We start from the raw sequence: 23998 nt of genomic DNA, 5'->3' as shown, positions 1-23998 counted from the left end.
GAGGGTATATAAAATGGCAGTGACTAAAACTAAGCCGACCTCTGCTGGACGCCGTCATGTAGTTAAAGTGACTAACACTGAACTGCATAAAGGTAAGCCTCATGCAGCTCTTGTTGAGAAAAAGAGCAAGAGCGGTGGTCGTAACCACCACGGTCGCATCACTACTCGTCATATTGGCGGTGGTCACAAACAGCAGTACCGTATCATCGATTTCCGTCGTAACAAAGACGGTATTCCAGCGACAGTTGAGCGTTTGGAATATGATCCTAACCGTTCTGCGCATATCGCACTAGTTGTATATGCAGACGGTGAGCGTCGTTACATCATTGCACCTAAAGGTGTATCTGCGGGCGCTAAGATCATGTCTGGCGATTCTGTAGATATCAAGCCTGGTAACACTATGCCTCTACGCAACATCCCAGTGGGTTCTGTAATCCACTGTGTTGAGTTGAAGCCTGGTAAAGGTGCTCAGATTGCTCGTTCTGCGGGTACATCTGCACAGTTGGTTGCACGTGAAGGTGCTTACGCAACTCTTCGTCTACGTTCTGGCGAAATGCGTAAAGTCCTAGTTGAGTGTCGTGCAACTCTGGGTGAAGTGAGCAACAGTGAACACTCCTTGCGTCAGCTTGGTAAAGCTGGTGCTACGCGCTGGCGTGGTGTTCGTCCTACTGTTCGTGGTGTTGCGATGAACCCAGTAGACCACCCACACGGTGGTGGTGAAGGTCGTACTTCCGGTGGTCGTCACCCAGTGTCGCCATGGGGTGTTCCGACTAAGGGTTATAAAACTCGCAAGAACAAGCGTACTGATAAGTTGATCGTACGCCGTCGTAACGCTAAGTAAGAGGATACAGCTGTGCCACGTTCACTGAAGAAAGGTCCATTTATCGACCTTCACCTGTTGAAAAAGGTAGAGTCTGCAATTGAAGCAAACGACCGTCGTCCAATCAAAACTTGGTCACGTCGTTCTACGATCTTCCCGAATTTCGTAGGTTTGACAATTGCAGTACACAACGGCCGTCAGCATGTTCCGGTATTTATTTCCGAGGACATGGTTGGTCATAAACTGGGCGAGTTTGCTGTGACACGTACTTACCGTGGTCACGTAGTAGACAAGAAAGCCAAGCGATAAGGAGTTAGATGATGGAAGTTGCCGCTAAGCACAAAGGCGCCCGCATCTCTGCACAGAAAGCACGTCTGGTTGCTGACCAGATCCGTGGTAAATCTGTCGGTGAAGCTCTGGATATCCTGGCGTATAGTCCTAAAAAAGGTGCGGCGCTTGTTAAGAAAGTACTAGAGTCTGCTATTGCTAACGCAGAGCATAACGAAGGTGCTGATATTGACGAGCTACGTGTTTCTACAGTTTTTGTTGATGAAGCAATGACTATGAAACGCATCAAGCCGCGTGCGAAAGGTCGCGCTGATCGTATTTTGAAGCGCTCCTGTCACATCACTGTAAAAGTGGCCGACTGAGCTGACTGCTAGGAGATTCCGTTATGGGTCAGAAAGTACATCCTACGGGTATTCGTCTCGGTATTGTTAAAGATCACACTTCTGTGTGGTACGCAGACAAGAGCGAATACGCAAGCAAGCTGCAGAACGATCTGCAGGTGCGTGAGTACCTGGACAAGCAGCTTGAAAAAGCATCTGTTAGCCGCATCGAAATCGAGCGTCCTGCACAGAATGCAAAAATTACTATTCACACAGCTCGTCCGGGCATCGTGATTGGTAAGAAAGGCGAAGATGTTGAGAAGCTACGTAACACTGTATCAGAAATGATGGGTGTTCCAGTTCACATCAATATCGAAGAAATTCGTAAACCAGAACTAGACGCGCGTCTTGTTGCACAAGGTGTTGCAAGCCAGCTTGAGCGTCGTGTTATGTTCCGTCGTGCAATGAAGCGTGCGGTACAGAACGCAATGCGTCTTGGTGCTAAAGGTATCAAGATTCAGCTAGGTGGTCGTCTTGGTGGTGCCGAAATCGCTCGTAGCGAATGGTATCGTGAAGGTCGTGTGCCATTGCACACACTTCGTGCTGATATCGATTACGCTACTTATGAAGCGCACACTACTTACGGTGTGATCGGCGTTAAAGTCTGGATCTTCAAGGGTGAGGTTCTTGGTGGCATCGAACAAGTTCGTGCTGAAAAGAATGCGCCTAAGAAGAAAGGTAAGTGAGGTAGACGTCGATGCTACAACCAAAACGTCTTAAGTTCCGCAAAATGATGAAAGGCCGTAACCGCGGTCTAGCACAGCGCGGTAGCACTGTAAGCTTTGGTGAATTTGCACTGAAAGCGACCGGTCGTGGTCGTATCACTGCACGTCAGATCGAAGCAGCGCGTCGTACCATGACACGTCACGTTAAGCGTGGTGGTAAAATCTGGATCCGTGTGTTCCCAGACAAGCCAATTTCTAAGAAACCGCTTGAAGTACGTATGGGTAAAGGTAAGGGTGCGGTTGAGTACTGGGTTGCTCAAATTAAGCCAGGTAAGATTCTGTTCGAAATGAGCGGAGTTGATGAACAGCTTGCATCTGAAGCGTTCACCCTAGCTGCTGCTAAATTGCCTGTTGCAACAACCATTGTTAAACGGACGGTGATGTAATGAAAGCAACTGAACTACGTGAAAAGTCCGTTGATGAACTACAGCAAGAACTACTAGGTCTTCTAAAAGAGCAGTTTAACCTGCGCATGCAGAAGACAACTGGTCAGCTTGCTCAGAATCATCTTCTAGGACAGGTTCGTCGCGATATCGCTCGTGTGAAGACAGTACTCAACGAAAAGGCAGGTAACTAAGTATGAGCGCCGAAAAACGTACTCGAACTGTTACTGGTCGCGTTGTAAGCGACAAGATGGATAAAACCATCACAGTTCTGGTTGAGCGCAAAGAGAAGCATCCGATTTACGGAAAATTCATGAAGCGCTCTTCTAAACTGCATGCTCACGATGAGAAAAATGAGTGCCAGCAAGGTGACCTAGTTACCATCGCAGAAACTCGTCCTTTGTCTAAGAATAAATCTTGGGCGTTGGTTCGTATTGAAGAGCGTGCAGCAAAGGTGTAAACTATCGCACCTTTGCTCCATTAGACGGTCCGTCCGCATTGCGGGCGGCCTAAAAATGTTTGTGGAGTAAGACCATGATTCAAACTGAATCTATGCTTGACGTAGCTGACAACAGTGGCGCTAAGCGAGTGCAGTGTATTAAGGTCCTTGGTGGTTCTCACCGCCGCTACGCTTCTGTAGGTGACATTATTAAAGTTACTGTTAAAGAAGCGATTCCTCGCGGTAAAGTGAAGAAAGGCCAGGTTCTTAACGCCGTAGTGGTACGTACCCGTAAAGGTGTTCGTCGTCCAGACGGTTCAGTAATCCGCTTTGATACAAACTCTGCGGTTCTACTGAATGCGAGCGACGCTCCAATCGGTACTCGTATCTTCGGCCCAGTGACGCGTGAACTTCGTTCAGAGAAGTTCATGAAAATCATTTCCCTGGCGCCTGAAGTGCTATAAAGATCGAACAATATACTGTTCGGTTTATGTGAAAACGCTAACACCGGAAGGTGTTGGCGTTTTTGAGCATGAGAGGGTAGCAGGAAGCGATATAGGTAAATTATGCGCAAAATTAAACGTGACGATGAAGTAATTGTCATCGCAGGAAAAGACAAGGGCAAGCGTGGCACAGTCATGCGTGTTCTGGACGATCGTTTGATCGTTTCTGGTATCAACATGGTGAAGAAGCACACTAAGCCGAACCCAATGTTGGGTAAAGCAGGTGGCATCGTTGAGAAAGAAGCTGCTATTGCAGTTTCTAACGTAGCGATCTTCAACCCGCAGACTGGTAAGGGCGATCGTGTAGGCTTCAAAGTTCTTGAAGACGGCACTAAGACTCGTATCTTCAAGTCTACCGGCGAAGTAATTGGCGGATAAGGGGAGATATCATGTCTAGATTAAAAGCGCTTTATAACGATTCCGTTAAGCAGCAGCTTAAAGATGAGCTGAACTGCCCTAACGTAATGGCAGTTCCACGTTTGACTAAAATTACTCTAAATATGGGTGTTGGTGAAGCGTTGGGCGATAAGAAAATGCTTGAGAACGCTGTTGCAGATATGACTGCAATTGCGGGCCAAAAGCCAGTTGTATGTTTGGCACGTAAATCTATCGCGGGCTTCAAAGTTCGTGAAGGTTGGCCAATCGGCTGTAAAGTAACACTACGTGGCGAGCGTATGTGGGAATTCTTGGACCGTTTGGTAGATATTTCTATCCCACGTATCCGTGACTTCCGTGGCCTAAACCCGAAATCTTTCGACGGTCGTGGCAACTACAGCATGGGTGTTAAAGAGCAGATCATCTTCCCTGAAATTGAATTCGATAAGGTTGATAAGATGCGTGGTATGGACATTACGTTCACTACAACTGCTAAGAACAATGATGAGGGTCGTGCTCTATTGGCTGCCCTGAACTTCCCGTTCCGTAAGTGATAGGCATACATCATGGCTAAAGAATCAATGAAGGCACGTGAAGACAAACGTGCGAAGCTTGTTGCACAGTATGCTGAGAAGCGTGCTGCACTAAAAGCAATTATCAACAACCCTAATTCATCTGAAGACGAAGTTTGGGATGCAGTGATCGCTCTACAGAAGCTACCACGCGACTCAAGCAAATCTCGTCAGCAGCGTCGTTGCCAGATTACTGGTCGTCCACACGCTGTATACCGTAAATTCGGTATTAGCCGTATTAAACTGCGTGAAGCAGCGATGCGCGGTGATGTTCCAGGTTTGAAAAAGGCAAGCTGGTAATCCACCAGTTTGTATAACGGTAAGCGCAGTGGTCCGGCCCTTTGGGTACCGCACTGTGCTGCACAAGAGGAAGTAAATGCATGAGCATGCAAGATACTCTAGCGGATATGTTTACTCGTATTCGTAACGGTCATATGGCTGAAAAGCAGGCCGTATCTATGCCGTCTTCCAAAGTAAAAGTATCAATTGCCAAAGTTCTTAAGGACGAAGGTTACATCGTTGACTACGCAGTAGAAGGCGACGTAAAACCGGTTCTGAACATTGAGCTTAAATACTTTGAAGGAAAGCCGGTAATTGAAGAGATCAAACGCGTTAGTCGTCCAGGTCTGCGTATCTACAAGAACGCAAGCGAACTACCAAAAGTATCTGGTGGTCTGGGTGTAGCGATTATCTCTACAAGTAAAGGTGTAATGGCTGACCGCGCTGCACGTAGTGCTGGCGTTGGTGGCGAAGTAATCTGCACGGTATTCTAAGAGGTATTTCAATATGTCACGTATTGCAAAAAGCCCTGTTATCGTACCTGCAGGTGTTGAAGTTAAGATTGACGGTCAGACTGTCAATGTTAAAGGTAAAAACGGCCAACTTTCACTAGACGTTCACCCAACTGTTGGTGTTGCTCTAGAAGAAGGTTCTGTGAACTTCACAGCTCGTGAAGCTTCCAAGCTGTCTCTTTCCTTGTCCGGTACTACACGCTCACTGGTTAACAACATGGTTGTTGGTGTGTCAGAAGGCTTCAAGAAAACTCTTGAGCTACAAGGTGTTGGTTACCGTGCTGCTGCTAAAGGCAACACGCTGAACCTTAACCTAGGTTTCTCGCACCCAATCGACTACGACCTACCAGAAGGTATCAAAGCAGAAACGCCTAATGTAACCACTATCATCCTTTCAGGCGCTGATAAGCAAGTTCTAGGTCAAGTTGCTGCTGAGATTCGTGCGTTCCGTCCACCAGAGCCTTACAAAGGTAAAGGTGTTCGTTATGCTGATGAGTATGTTCGTCGTAAAGAAGCGAAGAAAAAGTAAATAGGGCAGGGTTATGAACGCTAAGAAACAATCTCGTATTCGTCGTGCTCGCCGCTCTCGCCTTAAAATGCGTGAGTTAGGTGCAACACGTCTGTGCGTTACACGCACACCGCGTCACATCTACGCTCAGGTTATCTCTGCAGATGGTGCTAAAGTTCTTGCAGCTGCATCTACTGTAGAAAAGGATCTGCGTGAATCTGCTGGCGGTAACGTTGCAGCAGCTGAAAAAGTAGGCGCATTGATCGCTCAGCGTGCTAAAGAAGCTGGCGTATCTGAAGTAGCATTTGACCGTTCTGGTTACCAGTATCACGGTCGTGTTAAAGCTTTGGCTGATGCAGCCCGCGAAGGCGGCCTGGAATTCTAAAGGGATCGAATATGTCAAATCATGAACAGAAAGACGGCGATCTGCAGGAAAAGCTGGTTCAGGTTAACCGCGTCGCTAAAGTAGTAAAAGGTGGTCGTATCTTCGGCTTTACAGCACTAACTGTAGTTGGTGACGGTAAAGGTCGTGTAGGTTTCGGTCGTGGTAAAGCTCGTGAAGTTCCTGCTGCTATTCAAAAAGCAATGGAACAAGCTCGTCGTAACATGGTTTCAGTTGAACTAAACGGCGACACGTTGCAGTACCCAATTAAAGCACGTCATGGTGCTTCTAAAGTTTACATGCAGCCTGCATCTCAAGGTACTGGTGTAATCGCAGGTGGTGCGATGCGTGCAGTACTAGAATTGGCAGGTGTCCATAACGTACTGGCTAAGTGCTACGGCTCTACAAACCCGGTTAACGTTGTACGCGCGACTGTTAAAGGTCTTGCTGCAATGAAGTCTCCGGAAGATGTAGCTGCTAAGCGCGGTAAGTCCGTAGAAGACATTCTGGGGTAATCGACAATGGCTAAGACTGTTAAAGTAACACTAGTACGTAGCCCTATCGGTACTCTTCCTAACCACAAATTGTGCGTTAAGGGTCTAGGTCTACGCCGTATTGGGCACACAGTTGAAGTAGAAGATACTCCATCTGTACGTGGCATGATCAACAAAGTTAACTACCTACTTCAGGTAGAAGACTAATAAGGGAGTTCAAAACATGCGTCTGAACACTCTAAGCCCTGCTGAAGGTTCTCGTAAAACGGCTAAACGTGTTGGTCGTGGTATCGGTTCCGGTTTGGGTAAGACTTGTGGCCGTGGTCACAAAGGTCAGAAATCCCGCTCAGGCGGTTCTGTAAAACCAGGTTTTGAAGGCGGTCAGATGCCTTTGCAGCGTCGTCTGCCGAAATTCGGTTTTACTTCTCGTATTGCTCGTTACGTTACAGAGATTCGTCTGAACGAACTTGCTAAGATCGAAGCTGAAGTAATTGATCTAGATGCTTTAAAAGCAGCAGACATCATCAAGCAGGAAATCAAAACTGCTAAAGTGATCTTGTCTGGTGAGATCAATAAGGCTGTCACTGTTAAAGGTCTGAAAGTGACCAAAGGTGCACAGGCTGCTATCGAAGCTGCTGGCGGTAAAGTCGAGGCGTAAATGGCTAAAAAAGGACCTATACCAGCGGGCAACCAAAGCGGACTAGGTGAGCTTAAGTCTCGTCTACTTTTCGTTTTGATGGCGATTGTTGTTTATCGTATCGGTGCACATATTCCTGTACCGGGTATCAACCCAGATCGTCTGGCCGCATTATTTGATCAGAACCAGGGCACAATCCTGAGTCTCTTTAACATGTTCTCCGGTGGTGCGCTGGAGCGTATGAGTATCTTGGCATTGGGTATCATGCCGTACATCTCTGCATCGATTATTATGCAGTTGATGACGGTAGTTAGCCCTACCTTGGCTCAGTTAAAGAAAGAGGGTGAGGCTGGTCGTCGTAAGATTAACCAGTACACTCGCTACGGGACTGTAGCGCTTGCAACTGTACAAGCCTTTGGTATGGCCGTAGGCCTAGCCAATCAAGGTGTATCGTTTACCGCGGATGCTAGCTTCTATTTTGTAGCTGTTGTCACTTTGGTAGCGGGTGCAGTATTCCTAATGTGGTTAGGTGAGCAAGTGACAGAGCGTGGTATCGGTAACGGTATCTCCATTCTGATCTTTGCTGGTATTGTTGCCGGTTTGCCAAGTGCGATCGGACAGGCCTTTGAAGCAGCGCGTCAAGGTGATTTAAACATCCTTGCGCTGTTAGCTATTGCTGTACTAGCGATTGCTACAGTTGGCTTTGTTGTGTTTATGGAGCGCGGCCAACGCCGTATCACCATTAACTACGCTAAACGCCAACAGGGTAATCGTGTGTTCGCGGCACAATCTAGCCATCTTCCATTGAAGGTCAACATGGCTGGTGTGATTCCGCCGATTTTTGCATCCAGTATTTTGCTTTTCCCTGCCTCTATGGGCCAATGGTTTGGTCAGAGTGAAGGCATGGATTGGCTGCAAAATGTTGCATTAGCGCTTGGCCCAGGTCAGCCGCTATACATTTTGCTATTCTCGGTCGCAATTATATTTTTCTGCTACTTCTACACAGCGATTGTTTTCAATCCTAAGGACGTAGCAGATAACCTGAAGAAATCAGGTGCTTTTATTCCGGGTATTCGTCCAGGTGATCAATCCGCACGTTACATTGATACCGTGTTGGGCCGATTGACTTTGTTCGGTGCGCTTTATATTACTGCTGTATCTTTGATGCCTCAGTTCCTAGTAGTCGCAGCGAATGTACCGTTCTATTTCGGTGGCACCTCACTCCTGATCGTCGTAGTTGTCGTGATGGACTTTATGGCGCAGGTTCAGTCTCATCTGATGTCACATCAGTACGAGTCCCTGATGAAGAAATCTAATCTCAAAGGTGGCGGCGCAGGACTTTCGCGCTAAGGCCACAACTGGAGTAGATCATGAAAGTACGTGCATCTGTTAAAAAGATCTGTCGTAACTGCAAAATCGTTCGTCGTAACGGTTCAGTACGTGTGATCTGTAAAGTAGAGCCGCGTCACAAGCAGCGTCAGGGTTAATTAATCCCTGATTTGGGCGCAGATGGTGTGCAACACTTGATTTAATTTTAATCAATGTGTATTATTGCGCGCCTTCTGCGAACAGAACAAATTTTTATTGGTGTTTGATAATTTAAACAAACACCTTTTATTAAACGGAGTAATAGAATGGCCCGTATAGCTGGAGTCAACATTCCTGACAATAAGCATGCGGTAATTTCTCTGACTTACATTTACGGTATTGGCCGCACGACATCGTCTGCGATCTTAGAAACTTGCGGTATTGCACCGACTACTAAGATCTCTGATTTGTCCGATGAGCAATTGGACATCGTTCGTGGAGAAGTTGCTAAATTTACTGTTGAAGGCGACCTACGTCGTGAAGTATCCATGAGCATCAAACGTTTGATGGACCTTGGTTGTTTCCGCGGCATTCGCCACCGTCGTAACCTTCCGGTTCGCGGTCAGCGTAGTAAAACTAACGCGCGCACTCGAAAAGGCCCGCGTAAGCCGATCCGTAAATAAGTGGTAAGCGATAGGAATTCCGAATATGGCAAAGCCAGGTAATCGCACACGCAAAAAAGCGAAGAAGCAAATAGCGGATGGGTTCGCCCACATCCACGCTTCTTTTAACAATACGATCATTACAATTACCGATCGTCAGGGTAATGCTCTTTCTTGGGCAACTGCGGGTGGCTCCGGCTTCCGTGGTTCTCGTAAGAGTACCCCTTTCGCTGCTCAGGTTGCGGCTGAGCGCGCTGGACAGGCTGCATTAGAATATGGCCTGAAAAACTTAGACGTATTTGTAAAAGGCCCAGGACCAGGTCGCGAATCAGCGGTTCGTGCTCTGAACTCTGTAGGCTACAAAATTGCAAATATCACTGACGTGACGCCAATCCCTCACAATGGTTGTCGTCCACCGAAGAAACGTCGCGTTTAATCTGGAGACGGTAATATGGCTCGTTATCTTGGACCAAAGTGCAAACTGTCTCGTAGGGAAGGTACAGACCTTTTCCTAAAGAGCGGTGTTCGCGCACTGGACAGCAAGTGTAAAGCTGAGACTGTCCCTGGTGTTCACGGCGCTCGTCGCGGTCGTTTATCCGACTACGGCCTGCAGCTACGTGAAAAACAGAAAGTTCGTCGTATGTACGGCGTACTGGAACGTCAGTTCCGCAGTTATTATAAAGAAGCGGCTCGTCGTAGCGGTGCAACAGGTGAAAACCTTCTGCAACTGCTAGAAGGTCGTTTGGACAATGTTGTATATCGCATGGGTTTCGGTTCTACACGTGCCGAATCTCGTCAGATCGTATCTCACCGCTCAATCACTGTTAACGGTCAGGTTGTGAATATCGCTTCCTACCAAGTTAAAGCAGGTGATGTTGTAGCAGTACGTGAAAAAGCTAAATCTCAGTTGCGTATTAAAAACGCTCTAGAACTAGCTGGCCAACGTGCAGCAGTTGAGTGGGTTGATGTAGACGCTGCAAAAATGGAAGGCACATACAAAGCCACTCCAGAGCGTTCTGATCTGTCCGCAGATATCAACGAACAGCTAATTGTAGAGCTGTACTCGAAGTAATTTTAACTTTAATTTGGTGGAAATATGCAGCGTTCGGTAAATGAGTTTCTAAGTCCACGTCATATTGACGTACAAGAAATCAGCAAAACGCGCGCTAAAGTGACTCTAGAGCCACTTGAGCGTGGATTTGGCCATACGCTGGGCAATGCATTACGCCGCATTCTTTTATCTTCTATGCCGGGTTGTGCCGTAACAGAAGTTGAGATTGAAGGCGTTTTGCATGAGTACAGCACAATTGAAGGTGTTCAGGAAGATGTAATTGAGATCCTCCTGAACCTGAAAGGGGTTGCAGTGTTGTTGCACAACAACGACGAAGTAACCCTGACTCTGAGCAAATCTGAAGCAGGTCCTGTAACTGCTGGTGATATTCAACTGAATCAGGATGTTGAAATCGCTAACCCGGACCACGTTATTGCTCACCTTAATGAAGGTGCGAGTCTAAACATGCAGCTAACTGTTGGTCGTGGCCGTGGTTACGTTCCAGCTGATCTGCGTGTTTCTGATGAAGAAGAGACTCGTGCAATCGGTCGTCTACAGCTGGATGCTACTTTCAGCCCAGTACGTCGCGTTTCTTACGTAGTAGAAAGCGCGCGTGTAGAGCAACGTACTGACTTGGATAAACTGGTTATTGATATCGAATCTAACGGTACCATTGATCCAGAAGAAGCTATCCGTCGTGCGGCTACTATCCTTCAGCAACAGCTTATTGTGTTTGTTGACCTTGAAGATGGTGCTGATCAAGCTAAGGATGAACCAGAAGAGCCGGAAATTGATCCAATTCTTCTGCGTCCTGTAGATGATCTGGAGCTGACTGTACGTTCCGCCAACTGTCTGAAGGCAGAACAGATCTACTATATTGGTGATTTGATTCAGCGTACAGAGGTTGAACTGCTTAAGACTCCGAACTTGGGTAAGAAGTCGTTGACAGAGATCAAAGACGTACTTGCATCTAAGGGCTTGTCCCTTGGCATGCGTCTTGAGAACTGGCCACCGGCTAGCCTGAAGAACGACGATAAAGTCGCTTCCTGATTCGGCGATAACAACTGACTGGTTTGGTAGGGATTTATCATGCGTCATCGTAAATCTGGTCGTAAATTAAGCCGTACCAGTGCGCACCGCAAAGCTATGTTTAAAAACATGGCAGTATCTTTGTTTGAGCACGAGTTGATTCGTACAACTCTGCCTAAAGCTAAAGAACTGCGCGGCTATGCAGAGCCACTGATTACACTGGCTAAAAACGACACTGTAGCGAACCGCCGTTTGGCATTCGCACGTACTGGCAGCAAAGTTGCTGTTGGTAAACTGTTCAACGAACTAGGTCCGCGTTACAACACGCGTCCTGGTGGCTACGTTCGTATCCTGAAGTGCGGTTTCCGCCCAGGTGACAACGCTCCAATGGCTTACGTTGAGCTAGTTGATCGTCCAGCTGTAGAAGCTGCTGACGAAGCAGAAGATTAAGATTTCTTGATCTAAAAAAACCCGGCTTTATGCCGGGTTTTTTATTGCTTGAAATTTAGTAAAGACATTACTATTACCCTTCATATTGCTTGTTCGTAGATAGGTTTTAGGTGTAATGAATACTGATAAATTGATTAAGTTGTTCCGCTACTTAGCTGCAATTCCAAAAAGTTTGTACGTTAACTTACATTTATTACCTTTTAAGCAAGCCATTAAGCTTCCTATTATTGTCTCTAATAAAACTAAACTCATCTCATTAAATGGCAGAGTTAAGTTAGATAAGGTTAAAACAGGCTTAGTTCGAATCGGCTTTACTGGGGCAAATATGATCGACTATCGCTACAGCCGAACAATGCTCCAGATAGATGGTCTAGTCACAGTTAAGGGTAAAGTCAAGATAGGAAAAGGGACGCGTCTAATCGTGACTGGGAACCTTGATCTAGGTGGCAATTTTATCTCCACTGGTGACAGCACTATTATTTGCAAAAAGCAGATGTGTATCGGTAATGATTGTATGTTCGCTTGGGAATCCGTCATTATGGATACCGACCAGCATGCGATTTTAGATCAATCTGGGAATCAGATTAATCTTGAAGATAAAGTTATTATTGGTAACAATGTCTGGCTTGGTGCAAGAAGTTTTGTATTGAAGAATTCTGTGATTGAAGATGGCTGTATAGTTGCTGCAAATACTACGGTAACGCGATCAATTGCCGAGAAAGATGTTATTATTGCTGGAGCACCTTCAAAGAAAATCAAAAAAGGTGTTAACTGGCAACATTAAACAATATTTTCGCTTATTTTATGTAAATGCTTATCCTGCTTATTTCAGGTTAAGCATTGGTTTTAAGAATCTACCTGTATGCGAAGCTGGGTTCTCAGCAACTTCTTCAGGTGTGCCTTCGGCAATGATCATTCCGCCTTTAACGCCGCCCTCAGGTCCTAAATCTACAATCCAATCGGCTGTTTTGATTACATCCAAATTGTGTTCAATCACAACTATGGTGTTGCCGTGATCGCGCAAACGATAGAGTACGTTCAGTAATTGCTGAATATCGTAAAAATGTAGGCCTGTAGTCGGTTCATCAAGGATATACAGGGTTTTACCTGTATCACGCTTAGATAGCTCTTTGGCTAGTTTTACGCGCTGAGCTTCACCACCAGATAGTGTTGTTGCAGCTTGACCCAAACGGATATAGGACAAACCAACATCCATTAAGGTCTGTAGGCGACGAGCCAGTGCTGGAATAGCATCGAAGAACTCTCGTGCATCTTCAACCGTAAGATCTAATACTTCATGGATATTCTTGCCTTTGTATTTTATCTCCAACGTTTCACGGTTGTAGCGTTTGCCTTTACAGACATCGCAAGGCACATATACATCAGGTAGGAAATGCATCTCTACCTTGATGACACCATCACCCTGACAAGCTTCACAGCGACCACCTTTGACGTTAAAGCTAAAGCGACCCGGCTTATAGCCTCGAGAGCGCGCCTCTTGTGTACCAGCAAATAGTTCACGTACGGGTGTGAAAATACCTGTATATGTTGCTGGGTTTGAGCGTGGGGTACGCCCAATCGGGCTTTGATCAATATCGATAACCTTGTCGAAATGCTTGATACCTTCGATAGATTGATGCGGTGCTGGATCTAAGGTTGTAGCATTATTCATTTCTGTGGCCGCTATAGGGTATAGCGTGCCATTGATCAGAGTAGATTTGCCAGAGCCAGATACACCGGTAATGCAGGTTAGTAAGCCTACAGGGATCTTAAGATCGACATTGTTTAGGTTGTTACCGCTAGCACCGTTAAGACATAGCTGTTTCTTGCTATCAGCAGGATGACGCTGTTGAGGCACAGCGATCTCTTTAGTGCCTGTTAAATACTGACCTGTTATAGAGGCGGGGTTTGCCATGACTTCATTTGGCGTACCTTCCGCAATGACTTGTCCGCCATGCACACCGGCACCAGGGCCTATATCAATGACATAATCGGCAAGACGAATAGCGTCTTCATCGTGTTCAACAACGATGACTGTATTACCTAAGTCTCTTAGGTGAACTAGTGTTTTGAGCAGTCGCTCGTTGTCCCGTTGGTGCAGGCCGATCGAAGGTTCATCTAGAATGTACATAACGCCAACAAGGCCAGCGCCAATCTGACTTGCCAGACGAATTCGTTGTGCTTCACCACCTGATAGAGTATCCGCATTACGATCTAGAGATAGGTACTCGAGGCCTACGTTGACAAGGAATCTTAGGCGTTCTCGAATCTCTTTGAGAATCTTTTCAGCGATCTCACCTTGTTTACCTGTTAGATGAAGATTCTCAAAGTACTCTAAACTCTCTCCAATCGGTTTCTTAACGATATCAGGAAGTGTCTGCTGATCAATATATACGTGCCTCGCATCGCGACGTAAGCGACTGCCGTTACAGGACGAGCATGGCTGCATATTTAGATATTTGGCTAGATCTTCACGAACGGTATCGGATTCGGTTTCTTTATAGCGGCGTTGTAAGTTATTTAGAACACCTTCGAATGGGTGTGCCTTATTAATGATGTCGCCGCGATCATTTAGGTAACGGAAAGTGACGGTTTCTTTGCCGCTACCATTCAAAATTAGATCTTGTTCTGATTTTTTCAGGGACTTGAATGGAGTATCCATATCAAACCCGTATTGCTCTGCTACCGCTTTAAGCTGCTGGAAATAATACAAGCTTCGGCGATCCCAGCCTCTAATCGCCCCTTCGGATAGGGTCAGGTTTGAATCGTGAACTACTTTAGAGGGATCAAAATATTGCTTAACCCCTAAGCCGTCACAGCTTGGACAAGCACCATGTGGATTGTTGAAAGAAAACAGTCTCGGTTCGAGTTCCTGAATACTATGTCCGCACTCTGGACAGGCAAAGCGAGCAGAGAAGATTAATTCGTCAGCGTCACCATCCATATAAGCGACTTTGGCAATGCCGTCGCTGAGGTTAAGTGCTGTTTCGAATGACTCGGCTAAGCGGGTCTGTAGGTCATCGCGTACTTTGAAACGGTCAATAACCACTTCAATATCGTGCTTCTTGTTCTTATCTAGCTCTGGTGCGCTATCAAGGTCAACGACAATTCCATCGATTCTGGCGCGAATGAAACCTTCAGCGCGCAGATTGTTTATAGTGTGTAAGTGCTCACCTTTTCTGCCTTGTACTACAGGTGCTAACAGCATTAATTTGCTGCCTTGCTCAAGCTCAAGTACTTGGTCCACCATCTGACTGATTGTTTGCGCTGCAAGTGGTAGATCATGATCCGGACAGCGTGGTTCACCTGCACGGGCAAATAATAGGCGTAGATAATCGTATATTTCGGTGATAGTACCAACAGTCGAGCGCGGGTTGTGAGATGTTGATTTCTGTTCAATCGAAATAGCAGGGGATAAGCCTTCGATATGATCGACATCAGGTTTTTCCATCATCGATAGGAACTGACGAGCATAGGTCGAGAGAGACTCAACATAGCGGCGTTGACCTTCTGCATAGAGCGTATCAAATGCCAGTGAAGACTTACCTGAGCCGGATAACCCTGTAATAACAATGAGTTTGTCTCGGGGGATCTCCAGATCAATATCTTTAAGGTTGTGGGTACGCGCACCCCGGACCTGAATCTTATCCATAATGGCTCTCAGATGTGGAAAACAAAACATCCCATTATAGAGATTTTTCGTGGCCGCTGTAGCTTTTCTAAACGATAAAATCTCTATGGGATAAGAGTGGGCGAGAGGGTGATCGCATGTTAAGCTTGAGTGTTATACGCGCAGGTTTATCAATCTGACGTGAGAGAAGATTTTTGGAGAAAGAAAATGGCACGTGGTGTTAATAAAGTAATTTTGGTGGGCAATCTGGGTGGAGATCCAGAAGTACGTTATATGCCAAATGGCAATGCTGTAACTAATGTAACCATCGCAACGTCTGAATCATGGAAAGATAAGCAGACGGGCCAGCAGCAAGAGCGTACTGAATGGCACCGTGTGGTATTTTTTAACCGTCTAGCGGAGATCGCTGGCGAGTATATGCGCAAAGGCGGCAAGGTTTACGTTGAAGGTGCGTTGCGTACCCGTAAATGGCAGGATCAAAGTGGTCAGGATCGTTACACTACTGAGATCGTAGCAAGCGAAATGCAGTTGCTTGATAGTCGCGGCGGTAACGAAGGTGGCTATGCTCCTCAGCAGCAACAGGGTGGTTATGCACAACAGCCACAACAGCAGCAAGCACCGGCTCCTCAAATGGCGCCACAGATGGCTCCACAAGCTGCGCCTCAGCAAGCTCCTCAGCAGCGTCCTGCTCCAACACCGCAACAGGCGCCTGCACCTCAAGCTGCACCAGGTTTTGATGATTTTGATGATGACATTCCGTTCTAATATTTGTAGAGCTGGATAGATCGACAAAGACCTCGCATTGCGAGGTTTTTTCGTTTTAGGGCTCTCACAGGGCTTGGCTGAGAGCGTAAATCTATTTTGGATGCTTGGACGGTTACTGTGGATGTTTGGAGGCCTATAGCTGAGGTTTTACGGGTAAATTTAGTGACAGCATAAATACACACAGAATGATTTTTAGGAGTTAAAAGATGCCGTCAGTCGAAATTTATACCATGAGTTATTGCCCATACTGCATTGCAGCTAAGCGCTTATTGAAAAATTTAGGTTGGAGTTTCAAAGAAATTGAAATAACCGGTAAGCCAAAGTTGAAGACGGCAATGGTGCAACGAACTCAACGTAAAACCGTGCCTCAAATTTTTATAAACGATCAGCATATAGGAGGCTTTGATGACTTCTCGGCGTATATTAAAACGCAAAGAAAGCAGTAAAAGCCTAAGGGTAAATTAGACAGCTGGTCTGCATTGTTCCTGTGTGGGTTGTTAACTTCCTTTAGCGAAAGTCCTTTGCCCAGTTAGTGATGGAAACCCTCAATGGCAATGTGCTTTGAGGGTATCTATCTTTATGTTTCTCGGAATGCTTTATTGAAGCTATTGGTAATCGGTTCTAATAAGTAATTCATAAAGGTGCGTTCACCGGTGATAATCATCACTTCTGCCTTCATACCGGGTCTTAGTAATTGGCTGGATTGAGCTTGATCGAGCTTAATTCTGGCTAAGTAGTAGTTTTCCCCAGTGAGCTCATCTGTCAGGTGATCTGCTGAAATGGTCTCAACTGTACCTTGATGCAGAGGGGTGGTTCTCTGATTGAACGCGGTTAACCGCATCTGCGCGAGCATGCCTTGATGGACAACATCGATATCATTAGGGTTTACTTTGGCTTCAATAATCAGTCCTTCATGATCAGGGACTATTTCTAATAGTGGCTCACCAGGAAGGATTACGCCTCCAGGGGTATTGATTTTTAAGCCAACGACAATGCCATCAATTGGTGCCTTGATTGTGCTACGGTTGTGAACATCGAGTGCTGCTTGGAGACGATTGTTTAGGTCCAATAGTTCGGATTCAACTGCTCTGAGTTCCTCTGCTACCTCTTTATTATGGTTTGAATCGATCTCAAGAATTTTTAGCTCAGTCTCACCAATGCTTTGTTCAGCTTTGGCAATCTGCGCACGGTGCATATTGATTTTGCCATCAATTTCATGGGTCTTGCGGCGAACTTGCAGCCAATGAGGCTTATCAACTACTTTTTCTTTATACATCTTATCAACCAGTCGCAATTCTTGGTGGAGTAGTTGGGACTGTTTAAGTTCGCTATTAAGTTGCCCTTCGATACCTTTTATTTCTGAGCCTAATTGGGTGATTCGTTGCGTTAGGATCTGTTTCTTTGTGTTCAAGCTTTCTTGGCGCGACCAAAATATTTTGCGTTGGCTATTTAGGATTGCTTCCAGAGCTTCTTTATCACCATCAGCGTGTAGGGAATCTGGAAAAGTAATATGGGTTAGGCTTTTGTACTCTGTATCCAGTCGCGCTTTTAGTGCTTGGGCGACTAGTATCCGGTCTTTCAGAAGCTGGTAAGTCGCCAGTGAATTTTCATTGTTAAGGGTAATTAATACTTGGCCTGCTTTTACTTGCTCGCCTTCTTTTACTTGGAGTGTGCCGACGATCCCGCCCTCAAGGTGGGCTACAGTCTTACGACCATATTCGACAGAAATAATACCAGGGGCGATAGCAGAGCTATCCAGCTTGGCTGTGATCGACCAGATAAAAAATGAGGCAAGGAATACTGCAAGGGTGCCAAAACCCCACAATAACGAGCTCTTAAAATCAGGACCGTTGTTTTCAGACAGGGCGGATGTTTGCATGAGTCTTCTCCTGTGCTGTTGTTTGTTGTTGGGTGTTATCAGAGGCGGTTACTTTTTTAAACATCTGCTCTCTGCTACCAATTTCGTACTTACCGCCTGGGTACAGCACCAAAATTTTATCGGCGTGTTTTAAAATACTAGGGCGATGGGTAATGATGATGCTGGTCGCACCTTGTTGTTTTAGGGACTTCAAACTATTGATTAGCGCAGCGTCACCAGAAAAATCTAGGCTTGCGTTGGGCTCATCCAATACCAGTAGTTTAGGATTGGCATACAGGGCACGTGCTAGGGCTAGGCGTTGTCTCTGACCTCCAGCGAGCACGGTGCCTGATTCTCCAATCTCCGTTTCGTATCCTTCTGGCAAGCTAAGGATAGTGTCATGCAGATTGGCCAGTTGTGCTGCTTTGACGACGGCGTCGGCGTCGATCTCACCCATGCAGGCGATGTTTTCACTTACGGTGCCGGGGAATAGTTGAATTGTTTGTGGCAGATAACCGATTAGCTGGCGTCTATCCGCTGAGTTCAGGCGATGTATATCGGCACTATCAAACCGGATATGACCGGATTCAGGTATTAAGTTTCCTGTGAGCAGTTCTGCTAGGGTTGATTTGCCTGAAGCTGTCGGTCCAATGACGCCCAGGGATTCGCCTGCTTGGAGCTTCAGGTTTAAGCCTCTAAAGGTTGGTTCGCTTTCTCGGCTATATGCAAACACCATATTCTCTATTTTTACCGATCCTTGAGGATCGGGTAATTGAATACCGGTTTCTGCTGGTTTTGTTATTTCGCAGAGGGTTTCTAGGCGGGTCATGGCGCTTTTTGCTGCGATGGCATTTTTCCATGATCCCATTGCTTGGTCGACAGGGGCTAAGGCTCGGCCAAGCAGTATTGAGCCCGCTACCATTGCACCAGCCGTCATTTCACTTGCAAGAACCAGCCAAGCGCCAACCCCCATGATGGCTATCTGCACAGCTAAGCGAATAAATTTGGATGCAGAGGTAAGTAGTCCTGAAATCTTGCTTGCTTCGGCAAGGTGATAAAGTGTTTCTGTATTTTGTTTTTGCCAACGATTAACCAAGTTGTCTGTAAACCCCATTGCTGTAGCGACATTGGCATTGCGTAGGGCTGATTCCGCTTGTTGCAGGCCGGTTATAGATGCATTTGATGATGACTGTAATTGTTTGCGGCAGAGTAGATCGTTCAGGACCGCTAGACTAAACAACAGCAGGGCGCCTGCGGTTGCGATGATGCCCAGCAGGGGATGAAGCAGATAGATAAAACCCAAAAATATAGGCAGCCATGGAATATCCATGATTGGGAAAATGGCAGAACCGGTTAAAAAATTTCTTAAAATTGCGACGTCACGTAAACCTTGGGCTGTTTGGCTTTTGCTATTACGTGAAGCTTCCATAATGCTTTGTGTAAAAACATTGGGAGTTAGGTTTTGCTCTAGCCAGATGCCGAGCTTAAGCATGATTCTGCCACGAGTAAGTTCTAGGCCAGCTAAAGTGGCAATGGCCAGTATGGTTGCGATGCTGAGGAAGATCAGAGTGTCAGTGCTGCCGCTACCTAAAACGCGGTCAAATACTTGTAGCATGTACAGTGGGGCAGCCAGCATCAGTAGATTGATAAAAAAACTGAATAAGAGCACAGCTTTTAAGCCGCCTTTGATTTTCGACAACGTGCTTTTTATAAAAGAACTTTCTGTCTTGGGGGATGAAGAAGTCATAGTAGCTCTCCGGGATAGCGGGGAAAGGAACCAGAGGGAATCGGTAAGGGCGGATTCCCTCTGGTAAGGGGGCTATATAATTAGAGAGTCTTCAGACAGTGTTTCGGCATTAACGCCTAACAAGGTAATGCTGTCGCCGTTGCCAAAGTCCAGCACTGTATCGGCTTCAACTTGAGTTGCAGCAGCTTCAACATCCGCAAAGTTTTCAATACTACTTACTCTTCGTAGGTCAAGAAGATCGCCTTCCGAGAAGTCGGTCACAGTGTCGCTGCCATCGCCACTGGCAAAAACAAAGACATCGTCTCCTGCACCCCCTGTCAGCTCATCGTCTGCTAGACCGCCAGTGAGGGTGTCATGCCCACTGCCACCGAACAGTTGGTCACTGCCGCCGGTACCAATCAGGGTGTCATCACCTTCCATGCCGTAGATGGCATTAGGGCCAGCATCACCCGTTAATATGTCGTTAGTGCTATCGCCAGTAATATCGATCTGATCAATTTCGACGTTAACATTTACTTCACCATATCCGGTTACTTCAAGAGTGATGCTGTCAGAGGAATAGCTTTCACTCTCTTCAGGGATCTCCATGGTCACCGTGAAGTTATAGCTGCCAGGCTCGGCGTTTTCGTAGATTGGAGGTTCAACGCTGGATACAAACCCATAGTCATCGCCCAGAGCCTCAAGCTCAAGGTTAAGAGGTGCTTCGGTAATGCCGTTAGTTATTGCGTCTGCAATGTTAGAGCTATCAGAGGTTAGCTCGGTAACTATGCCGACACCCCATTCATCCACCAGTTGTTGGTACATGTCGATATATGGCGCTGTTACTGCAAAGACTGGAGTGACACCTGCATCAATCAGCATGCGACCAACTACGGCTGGATCTGGGTAATCTTCGACTTCAAACTCGGTATCATAATCGTTGTCAGCAACTGCAACGCTTGTCATTGTGCCCGTTTCGCTGTCGTAAACTGATGTGGTCTCGTAATCACCCTCTTTATGGTATGGCGCATCAGTGAATAGCACGGCAAACTTTTGGGCACCGTCGCGGAATCCAATTTCATCTTCTCGAAGAGCGGTTTGTACTAGGGCCTCCATCTGTGATTCTGGCCAATCCCAGCCAGAGGAGGTGTGAAGGTTATCCAATGTTGTTTGAATGGTTTCCTTATCGGAGGTGACACTTAGATCAGTGTTGTAGACATAGTCGAAACTTGAACCAAAGGTTTCCATTGGTTTATCGACAAAGCTGCCTACACCGAAGGCAACATCAGCGTCGGCAGTTAGACTGTCATATAAACCTGAGAATTGAGCCTGAACGTTAGGTAGATCGTTCCAGAAGGAGCCAGAAAGATCATGCAGCATGAATACGTCATATTTTGCTGGTAGCTCTTCAACGCTCACTTCAACATCAAAGGTGATTTGAGAGCCTTCAACTAAAGAAACGTCGACGTTTTTCAGTGGGATAGGGCCTTCGCCAGTGATAGTCGCTTCAATTTCACTCTCTACTGGAGGTAGTTCAACTTCAGGAGTTTCTGGATCTGTAATCTCAATTTCAAGAGATTCAAAGTTTCGTAGCGTTAGGCCAAATGAAGTTTCAAATACAGGGTGTTGTGCACTATTGTGGCTGGCATCGTTAAACTGCTTGCTGGTGGAGCGAATAGGGTTTGAGTTGTCTGCAATCCATTCTTCCAGCTGATTTAGTTCGGCCTCATATTCAGCATATTCACTTTTGCTAAGACGCAGCACTAATGAGTCACTGCCTTTGCCGCCATCGTAAAAATCAGTCGCACCGGTGTTTTCTGAAAGGGTGTAGATTAATGAATCGTTGCCTTTATCACCGTTTAAAATATCGTTGCCAGCACCGCCGTCCAGCAGGTCATCACCGTGACCGCCATCCAGTACATCGTTGCCATCGCTGCTGATTACGCTGTCATTTCCTTTTCCTGCCTTGATAAAGTCATCGCCGCCTTTAGAGGAAATGCTGTCATCACCATGACCTGATTTTACATAATGATCTGCTGCGGATGTTTCGATCACATCATCGCTGCCGCTGCCATATACCACCTCAGGTGTGGATTCTGTGGTGCTGGCTTCAGTGGTTGCGCTACTGCTTACATATGAAGACGGTTTAGCTTCTGCATGATCTACGTATTTGTCACTGGCTTTTTCATCCTCAGGTGTGGCGCTTTCAGTATGAGCTGAATCTGTTGAGGATGAAGAAGCGAGGCTTTCTGCTTCTGAGCTTTCATCAGCGACTAGTTCAGTCTCTGGAGCTGTTTCGCTTTCTGTTTCGTCAGAAAAATCAAAGTAGGATTCTTCTTCAAATAGATCGAAAGCGGATTCGGGTTCGATTGAAAGGTCAGATTTAGAAGGTAAAGGGGATTTACCACTAGATTTTTTAGCCATGATAGCTTCTCCATTCGGTAGCTCCGCTGCCTTGACTCCTTTTTGAGTGGTAGGCCGGTGGCTTTGCGTCTCATTGTTTCCAATGGTTTGCCGTTTATCGTCGAGAAAAGGAATTTATCCTTTAAGTTTTCAAACAGTATTTGGTGATATTTTGTTTATGTCAAACACATTAAATCTTAGTTATGCTGAATATTGGTTGGTTTTTCTTTAATAAACAGCTTGTTGGTAATGGTTATTTGTTGTTATACGTATTTTTTATATGGGTATGCTTGTTTGAATTCAAACGCATGTATGGTTTTTAGTATGTTCTTTGTTACGGAAATGTATTCCGCAGAAGTGGCTAGAGGAAAGGTATGCTTCTCGATGCTGGGAGATTGCGGTATATTTTGATTAGTTGTACATGGTGGGGGAGCACGCAATGCCAAAGTTGCAAGCATTTGGACTCGTTCAGTTATGATGGATTACTGGAGAGTTTGAAAATGGCACTGGATCTACTTTTAAAGCCGATCAAAATTTTAATTACCGGAGCTCATGGGCAAGTTGGGAGTGCGCTGACGCGTGCTGTGGAAGCAGATAGCTTTTTTGAAGTTGTTGCTTTGGGAAAATCTCAGTTAGATGTTACTGATTCAGAGCAGATCTCTGAGCAACTGGCTCATCATCTACCGGATTATGTTGTGAACTGCGCTGCGTTTGATGATGTTGATGAAGCGGAGTCACAATCAGAGCTTTGTTATGCGGTTAACTCTGATGCAGTAGAGGCCTTAGCGTTTGCTTGTGGTGATCTGTCTATCCCAATGTTCCATTTATCCACGGATTACGTATTTGATGGTCACTATGCCAGCGGTTATACCGAAGAGGATGAAGTCGCACCTTTAGGAATCTATGGTGATAGTAAGTGGCAAGGTGAAGAGCGACTTCGTCAGGCTTTGCCTAAACATATTATCTTGCGTGTCAGTTGGTTGTTTAGCGAACAGGGTAACAACTTTGTTTTGCGAACCCTTGAGGCAGCTAAGAAACAATCTGAACTACAAGCAGTAACGGATCGTAAGGGCTGTCCTACTTCTGCATCCGATGTCGCCCGAGTTATTCTCGCTATGCTAAAGCAAATTCATAATGGTGCAGATGCCTGGGGTACTTACCATTACTGTGGAGCTGAGGTGATCAATCGCTATGATTTCTGTAAAGAGATTCTGATTGCTGCAGGTCAGTACGAAAATTTTGATGTGGAAAAGTTGGTCCCAGTATCGAGTAAAGATTACGTCACAGAAGCGTTACGCCCAAATACGTCTGTTTTGATGTGTAAGAAATTATTGAGCGTATTTGGGATTAGGCAGAGACCTTGGCGACAGGAGTTGCAATGGTTGATGCGAGATATCTATCCATCATCCTAGCCGCCAAGTGCTAGAGGCTTTTTAACCCCAAGGGATTGGGGATTTAGAAACCGCTACGGCTGCAATGTACATGAAAGCAAACAGCGCGCCTGCTAGTGCTGTTGCTTTAATTGCCTTCGTTTTGCCGCGTTTGATAGCGATTGTTCCTAAACCAATATACACCACCAAAGCGATGACTTTAGCTGTTACCCAGTGATGAACAAATGGATATTGTTCAATCATTACTGCGAGCGTTAGTGCGCTGACCAGCAGTGCGGTATCAATAATATGTGGTACGATCTTTAACCAGCGTTTTTCTAGTTTTTCTGGGCAAAATAGCGCTAAGCCGCCACGAAGAATAAATAATACAAAGCTTAGTGCGACGCAGGTTAAGTGAATGTGCTTAATGGCAAAGTACATTAGGTTT

At 46.0% G+C, this 23998-nt stretch carries 33 protein-coding genes and 1 riboswitch; of the genes, 28 read left to right on the top strand and 5 right to left on the bottom strand.

The genetic code is table 11. The features are described from left to right. The first annotated feature begins 13 nt into the window (after nt 1-13). The 25 genes from rplB (at nt 14) to ACMXYO_RS15910 (ending at nt 12581) form a co-directional block, all read left to right on the top strand. Nucleotides 14-841: a 50S ribosomal protein L2 gene (gene rplB / locus ACMXYO_RS16030; RefSeq protein ID WP_415882736.1), complete on the top strand. Its 828-nt coding sequence runs from the start codon at nt 14-16 to the stop codon at nt 839-841. A 12-nt stretch (nt 842-853) separates the two neighbouring features. Then, nucleotides 854-1129 carry a 30S ribosomal protein S19 gene (gene rpsS, locus ACMXYO_RS16025; protein ID WP_415882735.1) on the top strand — a complete coding sequence of 92 codons (276 nt, stop codon included), beginning with the start codon at nt 854-856 and terminating at the stop codon, nt 1127-1129. An 11-nt stretch (nt 1130-1140) separates the two neighbouring features. After that, nucleotides 1141-1470 (top strand): 50S ribosomal protein L22, encoded by a 330-nt coding sequence (rplV, locus tag ACMXYO_RS16020; protein ID WP_415884689.1) that lies wholly within the window; start codon nt 1141-1143, stop codon nt 1468-1470. 23 nt (nt 1471-1493) lie between these two features. Next, nucleotides 1494-2174, top strand: a complete 681-nt coding sequence (rpsC, locus tag ACMXYO_RS16015) for a 30S ribosomal protein S3 (RefSeq protein WP_415882734.1) — start codon at nt 1494-1496, stop codon at nt 2172-2174. A gap of 11 nt (nt 2175-2185) precedes the next feature. Then, the gene (gene rplP / locus ACMXYO_RS16010) at nt 2186-2599 is read left to right on the top strand and encodes a 50S ribosomal protein L16 (RefSeq protein WP_415882733.1); all 414 of its coding nucleotides are present in this window, start codon (nt 2186-2188) and stop codon (nt 2597-2599) included. Next, a complete protein-coding gene (rpmC, locus tag ACMXYO_RS16005; protein WP_299179666.1) occupies nt 2599-2790 on the top strand; it encodes a 50S ribosomal protein L29 in 192 nt (63 codons plus the stop codon). The genes rplP and rpmC overlap by 1 nt, the downstream gene beginning before the upstream one ends. A 2-nt stretch (nt 2791-2792) precedes the next feature. Continuing rightward, on the top strand, nt 2793-3056 hold the full coding sequence (rpsQ, locus tag ACMXYO_RS16000; RefSeq protein WP_292949289.1) for a 30S ribosomal protein S17: 264 nt from the start codon (nt 2793-2795) through the stop codon (nt 3054-3056). A gap of 74 nt (nt 3057-3130) precedes the next feature. Then, complete coding sequence (gene rplN, locus ACMXYO_RS15995; protein WP_007021360.1) at nt 3131-3499, top strand: 50S ribosomal protein L14; 369 nt, start codon at nt 3131-3133, stop codon at nt 3497-3499. A 102-nt stretch (nt 3500-3601) separates the two neighbouring features. Then, a complete protein-coding gene (gene rplX, locus ACMXYO_RS15990) occupies nt 3602-3916 on the top strand; it encodes a 50S ribosomal protein L24 (protein WP_415886125.1) in 315 nt (104 codons plus the stop codon). A gap of 11 nt (nt 3917-3927) precedes the next feature. After that, nucleotides 3928-4467 (top strand): 50S ribosomal protein L5, encoded by a 540-nt coding sequence (rplE, locus tag ACMXYO_RS15985; RefSeq protein WP_415882731.1) that lies wholly within the window; start codon nt 3928-3930, stop codon nt 4465-4467. 12 nt (nt 4468-4479) lie between these two features. Continuing rightward, complete coding sequence (gene rpsN, locus ACMXYO_RS15980; protein ID WP_415882730.1) at nt 4480-4785, top strand: 30S ribosomal protein S14; 306 nt, start codon at nt 4480-4482, stop codon at nt 4783-4785. Nucleotides 4786-4865: 80 nt separating this feature from the next. Then, nucleotides 4866-5258 carry a 30S ribosomal protein S8 gene (gene rpsH / locus ACMXYO_RS15975; protein ID WP_415882729.1) on the top strand — a complete coding sequence of 131 codons (393 nt, stop codon included), beginning with the start codon at nt 4866-4868 and terminating at the stop codon, nt 5256-5258. Nucleotides 5259-5271: 13 nt separating this feature from the next. After that, nucleotides 5272-5805, top strand: a complete 534-nt coding sequence (gene rplF, locus ACMXYO_RS15970; RefSeq protein WP_415886124.1) for a 50S ribosomal protein L6 — start codon at nt 5272-5274, stop codon at nt 5803-5805. A gap of 13 nt (nt 5806-5818) precedes the next feature. Next, nucleotides 5819-6169, top strand: coding sequence for a 50S ribosomal protein L18 (gene rplR, locus ACMXYO_RS15965; RefSeq protein WP_415886122.1), 351 nt, complete (start codon nt 5819-5821; stop codon nt 6167-6169). 11 nt (nt 6170-6180) lie between these two features. Then, complete coding sequence (gene rpsE, locus ACMXYO_RS15960; RefSeq protein ID WP_297309703.1) at nt 6181-6681, top strand: 30S ribosomal protein S5; 501 nt, start codon at nt 6181-6183, stop codon at nt 6679-6681. Nucleotides 6682-6687: 6 nt separating this feature from the next. Continuing rightward, nucleotides 6688-6867 (top strand): 50S ribosomal protein L30, encoded by a 180-nt coding sequence (rpmD, locus tag ACMXYO_RS15955; protein ID WP_297309705.1) that lies wholly within the window; start codon nt 6688-6690, stop codon nt 6865-6867. Nucleotides 6868-6883: 16 nt separating this feature from the next. Beyond that, on the top strand, nt 6884-7318 hold the full coding sequence (gene rplO / locus ACMXYO_RS15950; RefSeq protein WP_415886121.1) for a 50S ribosomal protein L15: 435 nt from the start codon (nt 6884-6886) through the stop codon (nt 7316-7318). Continuing rightward, complete coding sequence (secY, locus tag ACMXYO_RS15945) at nt 7319-8647, top strand: preprotein translocase subunit SecY (protein ID WP_415882724.1); 1329 nt, start codon at nt 7319-7321, stop codon at nt 8645-8647. A 20-nt stretch (nt 8648-8667) separates the two neighbouring features. Then, nucleotides 8668-8784: a 50S ribosomal protein L36 gene (rpmJ, locus tag ACMXYO_RS15940; RefSeq protein WP_007021200.1), complete on the top strand. Its 117-nt coding sequence runs from the start codon at nt 8668-8670 to the stop codon at nt 8782-8784. Nucleotides 8785-8931: 147 nt separating this feature from the next. Then, nucleotides 8932-9288: a 30S ribosomal protein S13 gene (gene rpsM, locus ACMXYO_RS15935; protein ID WP_415882723.1), complete on the top strand. Its 357-nt coding sequence runs from the start codon at nt 8932-8934 to the stop codon at nt 9286-9288. A gap of 25 nt (nt 9289-9313) precedes the next feature. Next, complete coding sequence (gene rpsK / locus ACMXYO_RS15930) at nt 9314-9703, top strand: 30S ribosomal protein S11 (protein WP_415882722.1); 390 nt, start codon at nt 9314-9316, stop codon at nt 9701-9703. Nucleotides 9704-9718: 15 nt separating this feature from the next. Further along, the gene (rpsD, locus tag ACMXYO_RS15925; protein ID WP_415882721.1) at nt 9719-10339 is read left to right on the top strand and encodes a 30S ribosomal protein S4; all 621 of its coding nucleotides are present in this window, start codon (nt 9719-9721) and stop codon (nt 10337-10339) included. A 24-nt stretch (nt 10340-10363) separates the two neighbouring features. Continuing rightward, nucleotides 10364-11368, top strand: a complete 1005-nt coding sequence (locus ACMXYO_RS15920; protein ID WP_415882720.1) for a DNA-directed RNA polymerase subunit alpha — start codon at nt 10364-10366, stop codon at nt 11366-11368. 39 nt (nt 11369-11407) lie between these two features. Further along, nucleotides 11408-11797: a 50S ribosomal protein L17 gene (rplQ, locus tag ACMXYO_RS15915; protein ID WP_415886120.1), complete on the top strand. Its 390-nt coding sequence runs from the start codon at nt 11408-11410 to the stop codon at nt 11795-11797. Nucleotides 11798-11912: 115 nt separating this feature from the next. Next, a complete protein-coding gene (locus tag ACMXYO_RS15910) occupies nt 11913-12581 on the top strand; it encodes an acyltransferase (RefSeq protein ID WP_415886118.1) in 669 nt (222 codons plus the stop codon). Between the two features lie 39 nt (nt 12582-12620). On the opposite strand, the gene uvrA is transcribed toward ACMXYO_RS15910, so the two are convergent. Beyond that, nucleotides 12621-15449, bottom strand: coding sequence for an excinuclease ABC subunit UvrA (uvrA, locus tag ACMXYO_RS15905; RefSeq protein WP_415886117.1), 2829 nt, complete (start codon nt 15447-15449; stop codon nt 12621-12623). 186 nt (nt 15450-15635) lie between these two features. On the opposite strand from uvrA, the gene ssb reads away from it, so the two are divergent. Next, complete coding sequence (ssb, locus tag ACMXYO_RS15900) at nt 15636-16193, top strand: single-stranded DNA-binding protein (RefSeq protein WP_415886115.1); 558 nt, start codon at nt 15636-15638, stop codon at nt 16191-16193. 206 nt (nt 16194-16399) lie between these two features. Further along, nucleotides 16400-16639 (top strand): glutaredoxin 3, encoded by a 240-nt coding sequence (gene grxC / locus ACMXYO_RS15895; RefSeq protein ID WP_415886114.1) that lies wholly within the window; start codon nt 16400-16402, stop codon nt 16637-16639. A 131-nt stretch (nt 16640-16770) separates the two neighbouring features. On the opposite strand, the gene ACMXYO_RS15890 is transcribed toward grxC, so the two are convergent. The 3 genes from ACMXYO_RS15890 to ACMXYO_RS15880 form a co-directional block, all read right to left on the bottom strand. Next, nucleotides 16771-18072 carry an HlyD family type I secretion periplasmic adaptor subunit gene (locus ACMXYO_RS15890; protein WP_415886112.1) on the bottom strand — a complete coding sequence of 434 codons (1302 nt, stop codon included), beginning with the start codon at nt 18070-18072 and terminating at the stop codon, nt 16771-16773. After that, nucleotides 18050-19798, bottom strand: a complete 1749-nt coding sequence (locus ACMXYO_RS15885) for a type I secretion system permease/ATPase (protein WP_415886111.1) — start codon at nt 19796-19798, stop codon at nt 18050-18052. The genes ACMXYO_RS15890 and ACMXYO_RS15885 overlap by 23 nt, the downstream gene beginning before the upstream one ends. Before the next feature lie 72 nt (nt 19799-19870). After that, nucleotides 19871-22201, bottom strand: coding sequence for a hypothetical protein (locus ACMXYO_RS15880; RefSeq protein ID WP_415886110.1), 2331 nt, complete (start codon nt 22199-22201; stop codon nt 19871-19873). Between the two features lie 13 nt (nt 22202-22214). Further along, nucleotides 22215-22303, bottom strand: a riboswitch (cyclic di-GMP riboswitch). Between the two features lie 377 nt (nt 22304-22680). On the opposite strand from ACMXYO_RS15880, the gene rfbD reads away from it, so the two are divergent. Continuing rightward, the gene (gene rfbD / locus ACMXYO_RS15875; RefSeq protein WP_415886109.1) at nt 22681-23592 is read left to right on the top strand and encodes a dTDP-4-dehydrorhamnose reductase; all 912 of its coding nucleotides are present in this window, start codon (nt 22681-22683) and stop codon (nt 23590-23592) included. A gap of 21 nt (nt 23593-23613) precedes the next feature. On the opposite strand, the gene ACMXYO_RS15870 is transcribed toward rfbD, so the two are convergent. Further along, a complete protein-coding gene (locus tag ACMXYO_RS15870; protein WP_415886107.1) occupies nt 23614-23991 on the bottom strand; it encodes a SirB2 family protein in 378 nt (125 codons plus the stop codon). Nucleotides 23992-23998 lie beyond the last annotated feature (7 nt).

The organism is Neptuniibacter sp. QD37_6, from assembly GCF_047778085.1.
Taxonomy (GTDB): domain Bacteria; phylum Pseudomonadota; class Gammaproteobacteria; order Pseudomonadales; family Balneatricaceae; genus Neptuniibacter.
The sequence above is the reverse complement of the archived record's forward strand: the minus strand, read 5'-3'. Positions and strand labels throughout refer to the sequence as shown.